At 35.8% G+C, this 15,300-nt stretch carries 16 protein-coding genes; 8 read left to right on the top strand and 8 right to left on the bottom strand.

The window, feature by feature from the left end:
• Positions 1-83: 83 nt before the first annotated feature.
• Both NHF50_RS02915 and NHF50_RS02910 read left to right on the top strand, forming a co-directional pair.
• The gene (locus NHF50_RS02915) at positions 84-1,259 is read left to right on the top strand and encodes a GlmU family protein (RefSeq protein ID WP_252775003.1); all 1,176 of its coding nucleotides are present in this window, start codon (positions 84-86) and stop codon (positions 1,257-1,259) included.
• On the top strand, positions 1,259-1,591 hold the full coding sequence (locus NHF50_RS02910) for a hypothetical protein (protein WP_252775002.1): 333 nt from the start codon (positions 1,259-1,261) through the stop codon (positions 1,589-1,591). The genes NHF50_RS02915 and NHF50_RS02910 overlap by 1 nt, the downstream gene beginning before the upstream one ends.
• Here the strand turns inward: NHF50_RS02910 and NHF50_RS02905 are convergent, their stop codons facing one another.
• Positions 1,592-1,864 (bottom strand): hypothetical protein, encoded by a 273-nt coding sequence (locus tag NHF50_RS02905; protein ID WP_252775001.1) that lies wholly within the window; start codon positions 1,862-1,864, stop codon positions 1,592-1,594.
• A gap of 172 nt (positions 1,865-2,036) precedes the next feature.
• Between NHF50_RS02905 and mtaB the strand changes: the two genes are divergently transcribed.
• Entirely contained in the window at positions 2,037-3,365 is a 1,329-nt protein-coding gene (gene mtaB / locus NHF50_RS02900; RefSeq protein ID WP_109568258.1) for a tRNA (N(6)-L-threonylcarbamoyladenosine(37)-C(2))-methylthiotransferase MtaB, read from the top strand.
• 31 nt (positions 3,366-3,396) lie between these two features.
• Here the strand turns inward: mtaB and NHF50_RS02895 are convergent, their stop codons facing one another.
• Positions 3,397-3,678 carry a GNAT family N-acetyltransferase gene (locus tag NHF50_RS02895; protein ID WP_109568257.1) on the bottom strand — a complete coding sequence of 94 codons (282 nt, stop codon included), beginning with the start codon at positions 3,676-3,678 and terminating at the stop codon, positions 3,397-3,399.
• A gap of 233 nt (positions 3,679-3,911) precedes the next feature.
• On the opposite strand from NHF50_RS02895, the gene NHF50_RS02890 reads away from it, so the two are divergent.
• From NHF50_RS02890 to NHF50_RS02880, 3 genes are read left to right on the top strand one after another with little or no spacing between them, the layout of a single operon-like run.
• Entirely contained in the window at positions 3,912-4,595 is a 684-nt protein-coding gene (locus NHF50_RS02890; RefSeq protein WP_252775000.1) for an alpha/beta hydrolase, read from the top strand.
• Positions 4,592-5,461: a lytic transglycosylase domain-containing protein gene (locus NHF50_RS02885; protein ID WP_252774999.1), complete on the top strand. Its 870-nt coding sequence runs from the start codon at positions 4,592-4,594 to the stop codon at positions 5,459-5,461. Before NHF50_RS02890 ends, NHF50_RS02885 begins: the two co-directional genes overlap by 4 nt.
• A gap of 10 nt (positions 5,462-5,471) precedes the next feature.
• Positions 5,472-5,837: a sulfite exporter TauE/SafE family protein gene (locus tag NHF50_RS02880; RefSeq protein WP_109570582.1), complete on the top strand. Its 366-nt coding sequence runs from the start codon at positions 5,472-5,474 to the stop codon at positions 5,835-5,837.
• 33 nt (positions 5,838-5,870) lie between these two features.
• On the opposite strand, the gene NHF50_RS02875 is transcribed toward NHF50_RS02880, so the two are convergent.
• The gene (locus NHF50_RS02875) at positions 5,871-6,386 is read right to left on the bottom strand and encodes a hypothetical protein (protein ID WP_109568255.1); all 516 of its coding nucleotides are present in this window, start codon (positions 6,384-6,386) and stop codon (positions 5,871-5,873) included.
• A 171-nt stretch (positions 6,387-6,557) separates the two neighbouring features.
• On the opposite strand from NHF50_RS02875, the gene rpmH reads away from it, so the two are divergent.
• Together rpmH and carB are read left to right on the top strand one after the other, a co-directional pair.
• Positions 6,558-6,719, top strand: coding sequence for a 50S ribosomal protein L34 (gene rpmH / locus NHF50_RS02870; protein WP_026979292.1), 162 nt, complete (start codon positions 6,558-6,560; stop codon positions 6,717-6,719).
• Positions 6,720-6,840: 121 nt separating this feature from the next.
• Entirely contained in the window at positions 6,841-9,696 is a 2,856-nt protein-coding gene (gene carB / locus NHF50_RS02865; protein WP_252774998.1) for a carbamoyl-phosphate synthase large subunit, read from the top strand.
• Positions 9,697-9,746: 50 nt separating this feature from the next.
• On the opposite strand, the gene NHF50_RS02860 is transcribed toward carB, so the two are convergent.
• From NHF50_RS02860 to rmuC, 5 genes are read right to left on the bottom strand one after another with little or no spacing between them, the layout of a single operon-like run.
• Complete coding sequence (locus NHF50_RS02860) at positions 9,747-11,795, bottom strand: FG-GAP-like repeat-containing protein (protein WP_252774997.1); 2,049 nt, start codon at positions 11,793-11,795, stop codon at positions 9,747-9,749.
• Positions 11,796-11,818: 23 nt separating this feature from the next.
• Positions 11,819-12,946: a hypothetical protein gene (locus tag NHF50_RS02855; protein WP_109568252.1), complete on the bottom strand. Its 1,128-nt coding sequence runs from the start codon at positions 12,944-12,946 to the stop codon at positions 11,819-11,821.
• Positions 12,947-13,005: 59 nt separating this feature from the next.
• Positions 13,006-13,548 (bottom strand): acyl-CoA thioesterase, encoded by a 543-nt coding sequence (locus NHF50_RS02850; RefSeq protein ID WP_252774996.1) that lies wholly within the window; start codon positions 13,546-13,548, stop codon positions 13,006-13,008.
• Entirely contained in the window at positions 13,535-13,924 is a 390-nt protein-coding gene (locus tag NHF50_RS02845; RefSeq protein ID WP_252774995.1) for a 6-phosphogluconate dehydrogenase, read from the bottom strand. Before NHF50_RS02845 ends, NHF50_RS02850 begins: the two co-directional genes overlap by 14 nt.
• Positions 13,925-13,929: 5 nt before the next feature.
• On the bottom strand, positions 13,930-15,300 hold the full coding sequence (rmuC, locus tag NHF50_RS02840) for a DNA recombination protein RmuC (protein ID WP_252774994.1): 1,371 nt from the start codon (positions 15,298-15,300) through the stop codon (positions 13,930-13,932).

The following is a 15,300-nucleotide window of genomic DNA, read 5'->3' as shown; positions in this document are numbered from 1 at the left end:
TTTTTTTTGATACTATTAAAAATAATTTTTGCTTTTGCAGATTTGTCTTAACTTTAAGCACTTTAATGTAATTGAAAAAATAAATGAACTATATACTTTTTGACGGAACTGTACGCAATGCGTTATTACCGTTTACGTTTACCCGTCCGGTCGCTGATATTCGTGTAGGTATCCTGACCATCAGAGAAAAGTGGGAAAGGTTTTTAGGCTATACAACGACAACTTTAACAGAGGAGTATTTAATGGATAAATACCCGATGGTAGAAATGGAGGAGAATATCATGATTAACGCTTCTTTTTTTCCGAATGATGTTTTAGTTGAAATGATTCTGAATTTAGAACGCAATCAAGCCATAATTGCCGGAGAAGAGATCATAGCATTTTTTACAGATGATACTCAGGAGGAGATTGATTTTGATGAGTACGAACTATTGGATTATGAGGAAGATTTTATTCGTATTGAAAATACATGGGATATTTTTGCTAAAAATGATTTAGCAATTCGTGAAGACTTTGAACTTTTAACAGAAGGCAGGGTTTCTCAACCTATTCCTAAAAGTGTTAACGTCATTGCTCCGGAGAATATATTTATTGAAGAAGGAGCACAATTAGAATTTGTGACTTTGAACGCTTCGTCCGGGCCAATTTATATAGGTGCTAATTCAGAGATCATGGAAGGATCATTAATTCGTGGACCATTTGCCTTGGGTGAAGAAGCACAGGTAAAACTCGGGGCTAAAATTTATGGGGCAACGACTGTTGGTCCGCATTGTAGAGTGGGAGGAGAAGTAAATAATTCGGTCTTATTCGCATATTCAAACAAAGGTCATGATGGGTTTTTAGGAAATTCTGTTTTAGGAGAATGGTGTAACATTGGAGCAGATAGTAATAATTCAAACCTGAAAAATAATTATGAACCGGTGCGTTTGTGGAGTTATGAGACAGAAAATTTTGCAAAGACCGGCTTACAGTTTTGTGGTTTAATGATGGGAGATCATAGTAAATGTGGTATCAATACAATGTTTAATACCGGAACAGTTGTAGGTGTTTCTACCAATATTTTCGGGAGTGGATTTCCTCGAAATTTTGTGCCAAGTTTTTCTTGGGGTGGAGCTTCAGGTTTTACTACTTATTTGACTAAAAAAGCTTTTGAAACGGCTAAAATAGTTATGGCACGTCGCCATATAGAATTTACAGAACAAGATGCGGCAATTTTAGAACACGTATTTGAAGAAACTAAGAAATACAGAAAAGAATAATGTTTGGGCTTATTTTAATTTATTGGGTAGGAAAATATTTTTACCAATTAGCAGAAAAATATAGCCAAAACAAATGGTTGTATGCTATTTTAGGAATAGTAGTCTACTACGCAGGACAGGCAATTATAGGTTTTACAATAGGACTGGTAACCGTTTTTTTCGATATTTCAATAGATTGGGATAATAAGATAATGATGGCGCTTATCGGCGTACCGGCCGGAGCTTTGTCTGCGTACTTTTTTTATATTCTTTTAGAGAAAAAATGGAAAAATGAAGAAGTAAAAGTCGACTCGATCCAAGATATAGGTAAAGAGATAGAAGATCAACACTAATCAGTTGTAAATGCTGATTAGTGTCGAAATAAGTAGAATAGCTGATAAATATATTACAATAAATAAAATTCTGATTTTATTTCTCTTTTTATTTTCTTTCTGTTTTTGTGATCTTATGGATTCTAATAATTCCGGTGTGGCCTTTATAGAGTCACGTCCAGGTACTTTTTCTTGTCCCGCATAATCTTTCCAGTCTGACTTTTTTGATCTGCGTTGTGCTTTGTTAAATTTTAAGCTCTGAATTGCATTCATCATAAAACCTTCTCCTGCCATAATCTTTTTTGGTAATTATACGCAAGAAATTTTTTAAAAGTTACAGAATTGTTTTAGAAACAACATCAGATTTAAAAATATCTAAGCTTTACAATAGTCTAGATATCTAATTTAATCTTATCTTTGCACTCCTCAATTTTTTGACAACGATTTCATTAATTGAGAGTTATATATGGAAAATAAAAATAAAGTAGCATTCTACACTTTAGGGTGTAAATTAAATTTCTCAGAAACCTCTACAATTGCCAGAAATTTTCAAGACGAAGGCTTTGACCGCGTTGACTTTGATGAAGTAGCTGATATTTATGTGATAAACACTTGTTCGGTTACGGATAATGCCGATAAACAATTCAAACAAATAGTACGTAAAGCGCTAAAAAAGAATGAAAAAGCCTTTATAGCGGCTGTGGGATGTTATGCCCAGTTAAAACCGGAGGAACTAGCCGCAGTTGATGGTGTGGATTTAGTTCTGGGAGCAACCGAGAAATTCAAGATTACAGATTATATCAACGACCTGTCTAAAAACGATATGGGTGAAGTACATTCGTGCGAAATTGAAGAAGCTGATTTTTATGTAGGGAGCTATTCTATTGGTGATAGAACACGTGCGTTTTTAAAAGTGCAGGACGGTTGCGATTATAAATGCACCTATTGTACTATTCCTTTGGCGAGAGGTATTTCTCGTAGCGATACCATGGAAAATGTATTGAAAAATGCTGCTGAAATTTCTGCAAAAGGAATTAAAGAAATTGTATTGACCGGAGTAAATATCGGGGATTACGGAAAAGGAGAGTTTGGTAATAAAAAGCACGAACATACTTTTCTGGAATTGGTTCAGAATTTGGATAAAGTAAAAGGGATTGAACGTTTGCGTATTTCGTCTATTGAACCTAATTTATTGAAAAATGAAACGATTGATTTTGTAGCAAACAGTCGAACTTTTGTGCCGCATTTTCATATTCCGTTGCAAAGCGGAAGTAACGACATTTTAAAGAAAATGAAACGTCGTTATTTACGGGAATTGTATGCAGAGCGAGTGGCGAAAATTCGTGAAGTAATGCCACATGCGTGTATCGGAGTAGATGTTATTGTGGGCTTTCCGGGTGAAACAGATGAACATTTCTTGGAAACCTATCATTTTTTAAACGATTTGGATATTTCTTATTTACACGTGTTTACTTATTCTGAGCGCGATAATACGGAAGCTGTTGCAATGGAAGGAGTGGTGCCAATGAACGTGCGTTCTAAAAGAAGCAAAATGCTTAGGGGGCTTTCGGTTAAAAAGCGTAGAGCTTTTTATGAAAGTCAGATCGGGACAGCGAGAACAGTATTGTTTGAAGGCGAAAATAAAGAAGGCTATATTCATGGATTCACAGAGAATTATGTAAAAGTAAAAACTCCTTGGAATCCGGAATTAGTGAATACACTTCGCCCGGTCAATTTGTCAAAAATTGACGAAGAAGGTGCTGTCAGAATTGAATTTACGGATACTTTAGTATAAAAAAGACAAAACACGCTTTAAGCGTGTTTTTTTATATTTTAATTCCCGGAGGTAGCATATTCTGGTATCTTCTGTTCTTTCTGAAAAAACTGATCAGTTTAGCATGGGTAGGAACAACTCGTAAATTTCGCTCCTCTACCAGGTCTAAAACAGTTTTTATAAATTCTTGATGTACTTTTTCATCTTCACAATCATTTGGGCAGAATTTGGTTAAAAAAATCTTTCTTTCCTGAAGTGAGTATTCAATGGTCAGTAGGCCTTCGTCAGTTTTAACTTCGAATTGTCTTAACAGTTCGTTATCTTTTATTTCCATCTGAAAAATATTTTATGGTAGAACGTGTGTTGATTTCGTTGCGAATCAAAAAAATAATTTTCAATTACTTCTGCAAAGTTAGTGATTTGATTGTCAAATTCAAATCAATATGGCGTTAAACTTTTAAAGTTTCTAACAGAAAGTTAAAATTTATAAATTCTATTTTGAAAAATACAGAAAAGAAAAATAAAATGGTATTTTTATAGTGACTTTACAAAACAGATATAGATTGTATGGCTAAGATTCCTGTTTATTTTATGCCCGGTCTGGCTGCAAGCCCGGCTATTTTTGAGAATATAAAGTTACCGGAAGAGCAATTCGAAATGTTTTTTTTGGAATGGATGGTACCGTTGCCGGAAGAAACTTTGGAACAATATGCCAAGCGAATGAGTGAAAATGTAAAGCATGATAAAGCAGTTTTGATAGGAGTATCTTTCGGAGGGATTTTAGTTCAGGAAATGAAACGGTTTTTGAATGTTTCTAAAGTAATAATCATCTCAAGCGTTAAAACCAATAAAGAACTCCCGAAAAAAATGCAGTTTGCAAAAAAAACTTTGGCCTACAAATTGATACCTACCGGTTTGTTGGCTAATACGGATAGTCTGGTGAAATATTCGTTCGGGAACAGTATTGTTGCTAAACGGATTAAGCTTTATGAAAAGTATTTAAGCGTCAGAGATAAATACTATCTCGACTGGTCAATACAAAATGTTGTCAATTGGTCACGAACAGAGCCGGATGATGAAGTTGTTCATATTCACGGAGATAAAGACGAAGTGTTTCCTATACAATATATTTCAGATTGTATAGTTGTAAAGGGAGGAACACATATTATGATTATAAATAAATTCATGTGGTTAAATCAAAATTTACCCTCAGTAATATTAGAAGAAAAAACAAGAAAACAAGTAGTATGAAAAAGATCGGTGTAATTTTAGGAGTTGTTTTAGTGGCAAGTTTATTTGTTTATGCTACAGCCACCGTTGTGAAAGAATCTGTTTATGTAGACTATCCTAAGCAAATGAATTTTGCTGATGAAGTAGTTCCTTATAAAATAATGGATGTTCAGGAGCGCTTGGATCGTGAAATGGTAACCAATATGAATTATCATTCCAATACCACTTTGGTTATCAAAAGAGCCAATAAAGTTTTTCCGGTGATCGAACCTATTTTGAAAAAAAACGGAGTGCCGGATGATTTTAAATATTTAGCCGTAATCGAAAGTAGCTTGGTCAATGCGGTTTCTCCTGCCGGAGCAAGAGGAGTATGGCAATTTATGCCGGCAACGGCCAAAGAGAACGGGATGGAAGTGAATAGTTATGTAGACGAACGTTATGATCTGGTAAAATCTACCGAAGCTGCCTGTGCTTATTTAAAAGAGGCTTATGCTAAATTCGGAAGCTGGACATTGGCAGCAGCTTCTTATAACGGTGGAATGAATGGGGTTTCCAGAAGATTGGAGGAACAACAAGTTGGCGATTTTTATGATTTACTGCTGCCTGAAGAAACCTCTCGTTATGTTTTTCGTATTCTGGCATTAAAAGAGATCATGCAGAATTCAGCTAAATACGGATTTGCGATCCCTCAGGAAGCATTGTATAAAGAAGTACCGTTTAAGACCATTCAGGTTGATAGTACAATTAATGATCTGGCAGATTTTGCTAAGTCTCAGGGAATCAATTATAAAATCCTAAAATTACATAACCCTTGGCTTCGTGATAAAAGTTTACCGAATAAATCAGGGAAAATGTATGAGTTAGTTATTCCGACAGCCGGTTACTAAAATGAGTAGAATGACACTGCAAATAATACTCTTTTTAATATGTATAGGACTTTTAGCAGGGATACTGAGCGGATTAATAGGTATAGGAGGAGGGATTATAATAGTACCTCTGCTGCTGCTGTTGGGATTTACTCAGCAGGAAGCACAGGGAACCAGTCTGGCAGCGCTATTACCACCGGTAACACTTTTAGCGGTTCTGAATTATCATAAAGAAGGTTTTGTTGATTGGCGTTACGCCGTGATGATTTCTCTCTTTTTTATTGTAGGCGGATTTTTAGGTAGTAAAATTGCCGTTGGTTTAAATGAAAAAGTACTACGCAAAATATTCGGAGTGATACTTTTACTGATCGCCGGAAAGATGATATTCACAAAATAAAAAAATCCCCTGAGTACTCAGGGGATTTTTTTATTAAATCTTTTTCATTTGCTGTTGCATCATTTTAATCTGATCTTTCAGCATATTGTGCTTATCTAACTTCTTTGCTTCATTCAGTAAATTGGTTGCTTCCATTTTACGTCTCTTGGTCATCGCAATTCCGGCCAATTGTAATTTAGCTAAGGCTAAGTCCTGATCCATAGACAAACCTAATTCAATGGCTTTTTTAAAGAATTTTTCAGCCTGAGTTAAATTGGTCTGCGAAACCATGATACCATTAAGATAATTGTAATATCCTTGTTGTTTTTTCACTAATGCAGTTTCCGGATTTTTAATTTTATCTAACCAAACTTTAGCGCCTTCTAAGTCTTGTTTACGTAACTTTAAAAAGGCTAATAAGATTAATTCGTTTTTGAAATATAAAAAGATAAAAATGGAAGAAAATAATAATAAAAATATTCCGTTTCCGATATTGCTTTCAAAGAATTGGTAAATTCCAAAAGCAATAATTAGTCCGGCAATGATTAATTTGATATTTTTGTTAAACATATTCGTATTTTTTAGTGAGTTGCAAAGGTAATAAAATCAATTAAAAATATTTTTAAAAAAGTACTTGCTATTGAAAAAAGTCTTTGTATATTTGCACTCGGTTTTCCAAAAACGGTAACCGCTTATTTTTTTGAGTTTCGATTTTAATTATAGATTTTAAAAATACAAGCAATGAGTAAGAGAACATTTCAACCATCAAAAAGAAAAAGAAGAAACAAGCACGGTTTCATGGAAAGAATGGCTTCTGCTAACGGAAGAAAAGTGCTTGCTCGTAGAAGAGCTAAAGGAAGACACAAATTAACTGTTTCTAGCGAACCTAGACACAAAAAATAATGTTCTTTTACCTAGCAATAATATAAAGGTGTTACTTCTTTTGGGTAACACCTTTTTTTTATATTTTTATGAAGACTTTTTTGTCTAATTATTTGACTACTAATAACACAACAACTTTATAATGCCAAAAGACAATTCAATCAAATCGGTTTTAATTATAGGCTCAGGGCCTATCATCATCGGACAAGCATGTGAGTTTGATTACTCCGGTTCGCAAGCTGCTCGTTCCTTAAGAGAAGAAGGTTTGGAAGTAATTTTAATTAATTCTAATCCGGCAACCATCATGACTGACCCAAAAATGGCAGATCATGTATACTTAAAGCCACTTACAACTAAATCAATTATTGAAATCTTAAAAGCACATCCTCAAATTGATGCAGTTTTGCCAACTATGGGAGGGCAAACAGCTTTGAATTTATGTATCGAAGCGGATGAAAAAGGAATTTGGGATGATTTTAATGTAAAGATTATCGGAGTAGATATCAATGCGATCCAGATCACGGAAGACCGCGATAAGTTCAAACAACTTTTAGCTCAGATCGATATTCCGGTTGCACCTGCAAAAACAGCCAATTCTTTTTTGAAAGGAAAAGAAATAGCGCAGGAATTTGGTTTTCCTTTAGTAATTCGTCCGTCATTTACCTTAGGAGGTACAGGAGCTGCTTTTGTTCATAAAGAGGAAGATTTTGATAAATTATTAACTCGTGGTTTAGAAGCTTCGCCTATTCATGAAGTTTTGATTGACAAAGCTTTGTTAGGTTGGAAAGAATACGAGTTGGAATTGTTACGTGATAAAAATGATAACGTAGTCATCATTTGTACGATTGAAAATATGGATCCGATGGGAATCCACACAGGAGATAGTATTACAGTAGCTCCAGCTATGACATTATCAGATACTACTTTCCAGAGAATGCGTGATATGGCTATCAAAATGATGCGTAGTATCGGAAACTTTGCAGGTGGTTGTAACGTTCAGTTTGCAGTTTCACCGGACGAAAAAGAAGATATTGTAGCTATTGAGATCAATCCTCGTGTATCACGTTCGTCAGCCTTAGCCTCTAAAGCAACCGGTTATCCTATTGCTAAAGTCGCATCAAAATTGGCATTGGGTTACAACTTGGATGAATTGCAAAATCAGATTACAAAGTCAACTTCAGCATTATTTGAGCCAACGCTTGACTACGTAATTGTTAAAATACCACGCTGGAATTTTGATAAATTTGAAGGTTCAGACAGAACTTTAGGTTTACAGATGAAATCAGTAGGGGAAGTAATGGGAATCGGGCGTTCGTTTCAGGAGGCTCTGCATAAAGCAACTCAGTCATTAGAGATCAAGAGAAATGGTTTGGGTGCAGATGGAAAAGGATATAAAAATTACGAGCAGATCATTGAAAAATTAACGTATGCCAGTTGGGACAGAGTATTTGTGATCTATGATGCTATTTCAATCGGTATTCCGTTAAGCCGCATTCATGAGATCACTAAAATTGATATGTGGTTCTTAAGACAATATGAAGAACTTTATCATCTGGAAAAAGAAATTTCGACTTATACTGTAGAAACTTTACCAAAAGAGTTGCTTTTAGAAGCTAAGCAAAAAGGTTTTGCGGATAGACAGATTGCTCACATGATGGGATGTTTGGAGAGCGATGTTCATAAATTACGGGAAGAGAAAAAGATCAATAGAGTATTCAAATTAGTAGATACTTGTGCGGCAGAATTCAAGGCACAGACACCATATTATTATTCAACATTTGAAGCTGAAATTGAAACAGCAGACGGAACTCGTTATGTGGCTAATGAAAGCGCTGTAACTGATAAGAAAAAAGTAGTGGTTCTGGGGTCAGGACCTAACCGAATCGGACAAGGTATTGAATTTGATTACTCATGTGTTCACGGAGTTTTAGCAGCAAAAGAATGCGGTTATGAAACGATCATGATTAACTGTAATCCGGAAACGGTTTCTACCGATTTTGATACGGCTGATAAATTGTATTTCGAACCTGTTTTTTGGGAACATATCTACGATATTATTCAACATGAAAAACCGGAAGGCGTAATTGTACAGTTAGGAGGTCAAACGGCTTTAAAATTGGCAGAGAAGTTATCTAAATACGGAATTAAGATCATCGGAACTAGCTTTGAAGCATTGGATTTAGCAGAAGATAGGGGAAGATTCTCAGAATTATTGACAGAATTGAATATTCCGTTCCCTAAATTCGGAGTAGCAGAAAATGCGGAAGAAGCTTCTGAATTAGCAGATACTTTAGATTTCCCGCTTTTAGTTCGTCCTTCGTATGTATTAGGAGGTCAGGGAATGAAGATCGTGATCAACAAAAAAGAACTGGAAGAGCATGTGATCGAAATCCTGAAGCACATTCCGAATAATAAATTGTTGCTGGATCACTATTTAGACGGAGCTATCGAAGCAGAAGCCGATGCTATTTGTGATGCAGATGGTAATGTGTATATTATCGGAATTATGGAGCATATTGAACCTTGTGGTGTTCACTCGGGAGATAGTAATGCTACTTTACCGCCATTTAATTTAGGTGAGTTTGTGATGCAGCAAATTAAAGATCATACAAAGAAAATAGCCGTAGCTCTAAAAACGGTTGGACTTATCAATATACAGTTTGCAGTAAAAGACGATACTGTTTACATCATTGAGGCTAATCCGAGAGCATCGCGTACCGTTCCGTTTATTGCGAAAGCCTATAACGAACCATATGTGAACTATGCAACTAAAGTAATGTTAGGAGAGAAAAAAGTAACGGATTTTAACTTTAATCCGCAATTGAAAGGATATGCGATCAAGCAACCGGTTTTCTCTTTCAATAAGTTTCCTAATGTTAACAAAGCTTTGGGGCCTGAAATGAAATCAACCGGAGAAAGTATCTTGTTTATTGATGATCTGAAAGACGATCAGTTTTATGAACTATATGCAAGAAGAAAAATGTATCTGACTAGATAATACATAAAAAAAGGAGCTTAATTAAGCTCCTTTTTTTATGTTCCTTATTCTTATTTTTTAATGAAGTTTTTGGTATACTTCTGGTTTTCGTTGGTTTCAATAGTTAAAATATAAACTCCTTTTTGCAATGGGCTAACATTGATAGAATTCGTTAATGAAGTATGGTTCATTACTTCTTGTCCCAATTGGTTGTATATTTTAATACTTTTGATCGTTAAAAGATCGATATTTGAAATATTTAGTACATTGTTAACCGGATTAGGGTAGATGTTGATCTGATCTTCATTGAAATCTGCTAAACTCAAAGGACTTGATCCTTCGACAACCATTAAAGATTGGTTGATGGCAGGGTTTTCAATGACATCAATTGTTCCGGAAGGCCAAATGATATGAACTTCGTCAATTGAGGTTGCCGTTCCTATCCCGAAATGAGCATTCAATGAGCTCATATATCTAAAGCCTTCGCCACTTCTTATGTCTCTGATTTGTTTTCCCCAACTTCCATAGATTTCAACGCGGGCACCGATACCGTTTTTATTACTTACGATACCGTCTAATGTTATTTTTATCCAATTGTTTCCATTAGGTATTGCGTAATGGATATTGTTGTTGTTTTGAATGTCTAGAAAGCCGTCATTGTTTAGGTCACCAATAGCTCCTACACTTAAGCCTGTGTATGGAATAGGATAAAAAGTTCCGTCTCCCTGATTGTTAAACATGATCTTGTTTCCACCTCCTAATACATCGACAAAACCGTCATTGTCAAAATCGTAAGCTACATTGTCTATGTTAGTACTGGAATTGGTGTCCCAGCCTGATCCGGATGTTATTTCTGTATAGGCTTCTTCGACTGAATTACCAGTGTCTAAATTGTTCTGAAAATAATGGTGAACTCCTGAACTTGCTGTAATAATGATATCCATATCACCATCATTGTCAAAATCAGCTACGGCAGACGACCAAGTTTGGATAGGGGTTATATTGATTTGCGCTATAGCGGAAATGTCCGTGTAAATCCCGTTACCGTCATTTCTGTGTAATTCACAAGGAGGTCCTGAACATTTAGAGATAAAGACATCTGTATCTCCGTCATTGTCAAAATCTGTAAATAAAGTAGAATAGTTTCCACCGCCGCTTCCGATGTTCATAGCTCCGGGAGTTACACTACTTTGATAATATGTCAGATTATTGCTGGAGTCATTCAGATAGTAAACATTCGGTGCGATATCATGGCACGAGAAAACATCTAGATTTCCGTCATTGTTGAGGTCAGAAAAGTTTGTTCTTTGGCAAAAAATATACTGACCGGGAGTAAAATTGGAATAAGCAGTGCCGGTATTGTTTGAAGTCCATACGCTTAATCCGTTTCCGCTTCCTAATACAATATCATTATACCCGTCTCTGTTATAATCTCCGGCAGCCATACTCCAGGAAGGCATTTTACTGGTGCCACTGATCGGAATATCTGTAATGGAGAATACCCCGGGAGCGGTTTGATAATGAATTCTAAGATTATTAGCACTGACTCCTACTATATCGTCTTTAAAATCTCCGTTCATATCCACAATACAGATATTATAGGTGCTGTTTAGTGTACCGACAGTTACATCTGAATATGAAATAGGGGAAGCAGGAGGAACGACTATAGGATTTTCAATTACTTCAAACACAAAGCCATTATTGCTCCATCGGTTATCCCAGGCAATATAATAAGTTTCGCCGGCTGAAACATTAAATGTAGCCATAGAAGAGTAGCCTGAACCGCTATCGTCATCACCGGAATAGCAAACTAAATTGTTGCAATCTCCGGTATAAACGTGAAAGCGCGTATCCACTAAAGGACTGTTTGCTGACAGGTAAGATGTTACTGTTACGGTATAATCATCTGACGGAGTATAAGCATACCATTCCCCACGAGGGTCTCCGTTGGTGATCGTTCCGTTTGGTGCACAGAAAATAGTGGGTGCGGTACCGTCAACAGCAGCTACAGTGTAGAAACCTGCTGTTGTAATAGGCAGAGCAGTCTGGCACGTGTCTTGAGCCTTTATGCTACTTACAATAAAAAATATTGAAAGCAGTTGTAAAGTAGTTTTTTTCATGTTGTTGTGGTTTTAGGTTAGTTTTATGGACAAGGCGTAAGGGAATTAATCCATTGCTCAATTAATTCAACACCTTCAGTATGTATAATAGTCCTGCCGTGTAAAGGCATTCTATAACTTTCATCTTCCGTATTTAAACGGTAATACATCATAGATCTGCCGATATTGCCCGGAGTTACAATTTTTGATAATGCCGGCGGAAAATCCTGCATGTCCTCAGTATCGACACATACACCCATATTAGTGTTGTTGTTATAGGTATCACTATAGGCAAAACGCATAGGTCTGTAACTACAATGACCACCAACACTATGGCAGTGAGCGCAATTGATGTCTACATAGGAACGGGCTCTCAGATCAATAGGTAGAGAAGTATCGTGATAATCTACTACAGTGTTTTGTACAGAGGGCAGATTAAAGTTGTTTTCGAGATAGTCTTCTTCTATCCATTTTAATAGTTGATTTTTAGTTCCGTCAGTATAATTGTAATTAAAATTCAGGTTCTGAGGTTTGATTCCTATAGGTGTGTGAGTAGTTATTAAAACATTGTTGACTTCTTGTTCTGATTTGTGGCAGGTTATACATTGTACCTCATTCGGGATCCTGTAGGTAGCATTTTTCAGATTGTTGTTTTCGTCAATCCAACTGATCGGGATATCACTACCGTCTAAATCGAAATAAGCTTCGGTTTGTTCATCGTTCCATACATAATTAGCAAAGATCCACCCGCTTTCTTTGCGAATCATTAGTCTTGTTTCTAAAATGCGGGTTGTGTTTGAAGGCTGTACATTGTCATAATAGAACGTTTTGATAAGTACAGCTCCTACAGGTAGTTCTAAAACTTTTCCATCGCCGTTAAAAGTAGCTTTTGTGTTTTTCGGTAGCCATACAAATCTCTTTTTAAGAGCATAATCTGTAAATAGGGTACTGGCCGGGGTGTAAGGCAGAACATTTAATGAAGGATTTTGGTTTTTTAAAGAACCTTCAAAAAAATGATAGTCAGAAAGTTTTTCATAAGGAACCTGAGTCAGGTCTACAGTTACCGGAGAAATAGGAGTGTACTCGCTACTACTTCCCTGATCGTCTGAACAGGCATAAAATCCTAAAAAAAACAGTAAAATTAAATTAAAAAAAGTGTATTTTTTTGTCATATTGATTGATTTGTTTCTAACAAAAATAACACTTTTTTTAACTTAATGTAATATTATGGTTAAAAATCCATTATTATGTTCTGGAATTTTAATTGTTCTAAGGCTTCTTCGCTTTTATAATCAAAAGTGACTTCCTGCATTTTATAATTTTTCTTGTGGTTGATACGCCTTAAAGAATCAAAAAAGCGACGGACTTCTATCCAACTGCTTAGAGCTAGCGTTGGTACTTTGACATTTTTGCCTTCATTGTCTTTGGCAACCATGGTAAAATAACTGGAATTGCAATGTTTTTCTATTCCGGTCTGTATGTTTTCGGAGGTTACTCTTATCCCAACGACCATAGAGCTATTACCGACATAGTTTACGGAAGCTTTCAGGGTTACTAATTCACCCACTTCGATAGGATTTAAAAAATCAACAGTATCAACAGATGCGGTAACGCAGTAACTCCCGGAATATTTAGAAGCACAGGCAAAAGCAATCTGATCCATTAGGTTTAACAGATAGCCGCCATGTATCTTTCCGCTAAAATTAGAGTGGGAGGGCAGCATGAGTTCCGTTAAAGTAATTTTGGAAGCTTCAACAGTATTAGTTCTCATCATTATTCGGGTTAAAATGCGGTGAATTTTCTTTTTCTACTTTAGTGATATAATAGCGGGTGTCTCCCCACCAGAAAAAGGTACGGTAACGCTCAATATATTCTACTTTTACGTATTTACCTTGGTAATCTTTCAATTGTTGAATAATGTCCTTGTGTTTGTCTTCTACAGAGAAACTAAAGATCTGAGCACCGGAGATCCCCTGACTGATCTCTCCTTCCCAGGTTTTAACTAAATAGCCTTTGTGGCTGATCTTTATTAATTCTCCGGAGCGTACTCCGTTACTGTAAGGGACATAGTAAATGAAACTGATATAGCCTATTGATCCTAGTGATAGTAATAATAGGGCATAGATCACAATTTTTTTTAGAATACTCATAAAAATTAATTTTCAATTAATGAATCGTCGTTATCTGCTCTTTTTAAAATATTTTCCGGTAAGGATTTTTTAGCTTTGGCCCCCATTTTTTTCAAACGTTCTACGCTGGATACCAGATTTCCTCTTCCATCTACCAGTTTATTCATGGCATTGCTATATTCTCCTTTTGCTTCGTCCATTTTTTTACCGATTTTAATCAGATCCTGAACAAAACCTTCAAATTTGTCATACAAAGCTCCGGCCTGACGTGCAATTTCAATAGCGTTTTCTTGTTGCTTTTGATTGGTCCACATGCTGTCGATCGTACGGAGTGTTGCTAAAAGGGTAGAAGGCGTTACTATAACAATGTTTTTTTCAAAAGCTTTATTGTATAAAGTATTGTCTTCTTGCAAGGCAATAGCAAAAGCCGGTTCTATCGGAATAAATAACAAAACAAAATCAGGGCTTCCCATGTGGTAAATATCCTGATAGTTTTTATCCCCCAATTGTTCTACGTGACGTTTAATAGAAGTAACGTGTTCTTTTAAAAAGTTGGTTTTTAAACTGTCGTCGTCTTCATTCACAAAACGCTCATAAGCAGTAAGCGAAACTTTTGAATCAACCACCATCTTTTTACCATCCGGAAGATTCACAATCACATCGGGCTGGATTCTGTTGCCTTCTTCCGTAGTAAAACTTTGTTGTACTTCATATTCACGTCCTTTTTCTAAGCCCGATTTTTCTAAAACGCGCTCTAAAACCAATTCGCCCCAATTTCCTTGCATTTTACTGTCGCCTTTTAACGCTTTGGTCAGGTTTATGGTTTCCTTGCTCATTTGCTCGTTCATTTCCTTTAAGCCTAAAATTTGTTGGCGAAGTGCAGCATGGTAATCAATACTTTCTTTATGGGTATCTTCTACTTTTTTCTCAAACAACTGAATTTTTTCCTGAAGCGGATTCAGGATAGTTTTCATATTCTCTTTGTTTTGTTCCGTGAATTTATTGGTTTTTTCTTCCAGAATTTTATTCGCCAGAAGTTCAAATTCTTTGGTGAATTTTTCCTGAACTTCAGTTAGTTCCTGCTTTTGTTCTTTGTTACGTTCCAGTAAATTATCGAAATCATTCTCTTTTTTAGCCAAGTGAATTGCTAAACTTTCCTTCTCTTTTTGAAGAGTCTCTTTTTCAGTAGTTAAGTTTTCTAAATTTCTTTCCAACTGATTTTTTTCTTGCAGAAACTGCTGCTTTAATTGATCTATTTGGCTCAATAAACCATTAATGCGTTCTTCCAAACCGGAAGTTGTGGATTTTGAGTTTGCTTGTGATAATATTTTTCCAAGATAGAATCCAATTCCAAGAGCAATAATAAACGCTATAATAACTATAATGGCTGTGTTCAT

The sequence above is a fragment of the Flavobacterium sp. NRK F10 genome (assembly GCF_024054235.1).
GTDB classification, from domain to species: domain Bacteria; phylum Bacteroidota; class Bacteroidia; order Flavobacteriales; family Flavobacteriaceae; genus Flavobacterium; species Flavobacterium sediminis.
This window is presented reverse-complemented; position numbering and strand designations above follow the sequence as displayed.

Bases quoted from the DNA above. Each gene is read 5' to 3' on its own strand.
- NHF50_RS02895 (WP_109568257.1), bottom strand. From the start codon at position 3,678: ATGGAAATAAAAGATAACGAACTGTTAAGACAATTCGAAGTTAAAACT.
- NHF50_RS02880 (WP_109570582.1), top strand. From the start codon at position 5,472: ATGACACTGCAAATAATACTCTTTTTAATATGTATAGGACTTTTAGCA.
- NHF50_RS02855 (WP_109568252.1), bottom strand. From the start codon at position 12,946: ATGACAAAAAAATACACTTTTTTTAATTTAATTTTACTGTTTTTTTTA.
- carB (WP_252774998.1), top strand. From the start codon at position 6,841: ATGCCAAAAGACAATTCAATCAAATCGGTTTTAATTATAGGCTCAGGG.
- rmuC (WP_252774994.1), bottom strand. From the start codon at position 15,300: ATGAACACAGCCATTATAGTTATTATAGCGTTTATTATTGCTCTTGGA.
- NHF50_RS02850 (WP_252774996.1), bottom strand. From the start codon at position 13,548: ATGATGAGAACTAATACTGTTGAAGCTTCCAAAATTACTTTAACGGAA.
- NHF50_RS02910 (WP_252775002.1), top strand. From the start codon at position 1,259: ATGTTTGGGCTTATTTTAATTTATTGGGTAGGAAAATATTTTTACCAA.
- NHF50_RS02915 (WP_252775003.1), top strand. From the start codon at position 84: ATGAACTATATACTTTTTGACGGAACTGTACGCAATGCGTTATTACCG.
- NHF50_RS02905 (WP_252775001.1), bottom strand. From the start codon at position 1,864: ATGGCAGGAGAAGGTTTTATGATGAATGCAATTCAGAGCTTAAAATTT.
- rpmH (WP_026979292.1), top strand. From the start codon at position 6,558: ATGAGTAAGAGAACATTTCAACCATCAAAAAGAAAAAGAAGAAACAAG.
- NHF50_RS02845 (WP_252774995.1), bottom strand. From the start codon at position 13,924: ATGAGTATTCTAAAAAAAATTGTGATCTATGCCCTATTATTACTATCA.
- mtaB (WP_109568258.1), top strand. From the start codon at position 2,037: ATGGAAAATAAAAATAAAGTAGCATTCTACACTTTAGGGTGTAAATTA.
- NHF50_RS02875 (WP_109568255.1), bottom strand. From the start codon at position 6,386: ATGTTTAACAAAAATATCAAATTAATCATTGCCGGACTAATTATTGCT.
- NHF50_RS02885 (WP_252774999.1), top strand. From the start codon at position 4,592: ATGAAAAAGATCGGTGTAATTTTAGGAGTTGTTTTAGTGGCAAGTTTA.
- NHF50_RS02890 (WP_252775000.1), top strand. From the start codon at position 3,912: ATGGCTAAGATTCCTGTTTATTTTATGCCCGGTCTGGCTGCAAGCCCG.
- NHF50_RS02860 (WP_252774997.1), bottom strand. From the start codon at position 11,795: ATGAAAAAAACTACTTTACAACTGCTTTCAATATTTTTTATTGTAAGT.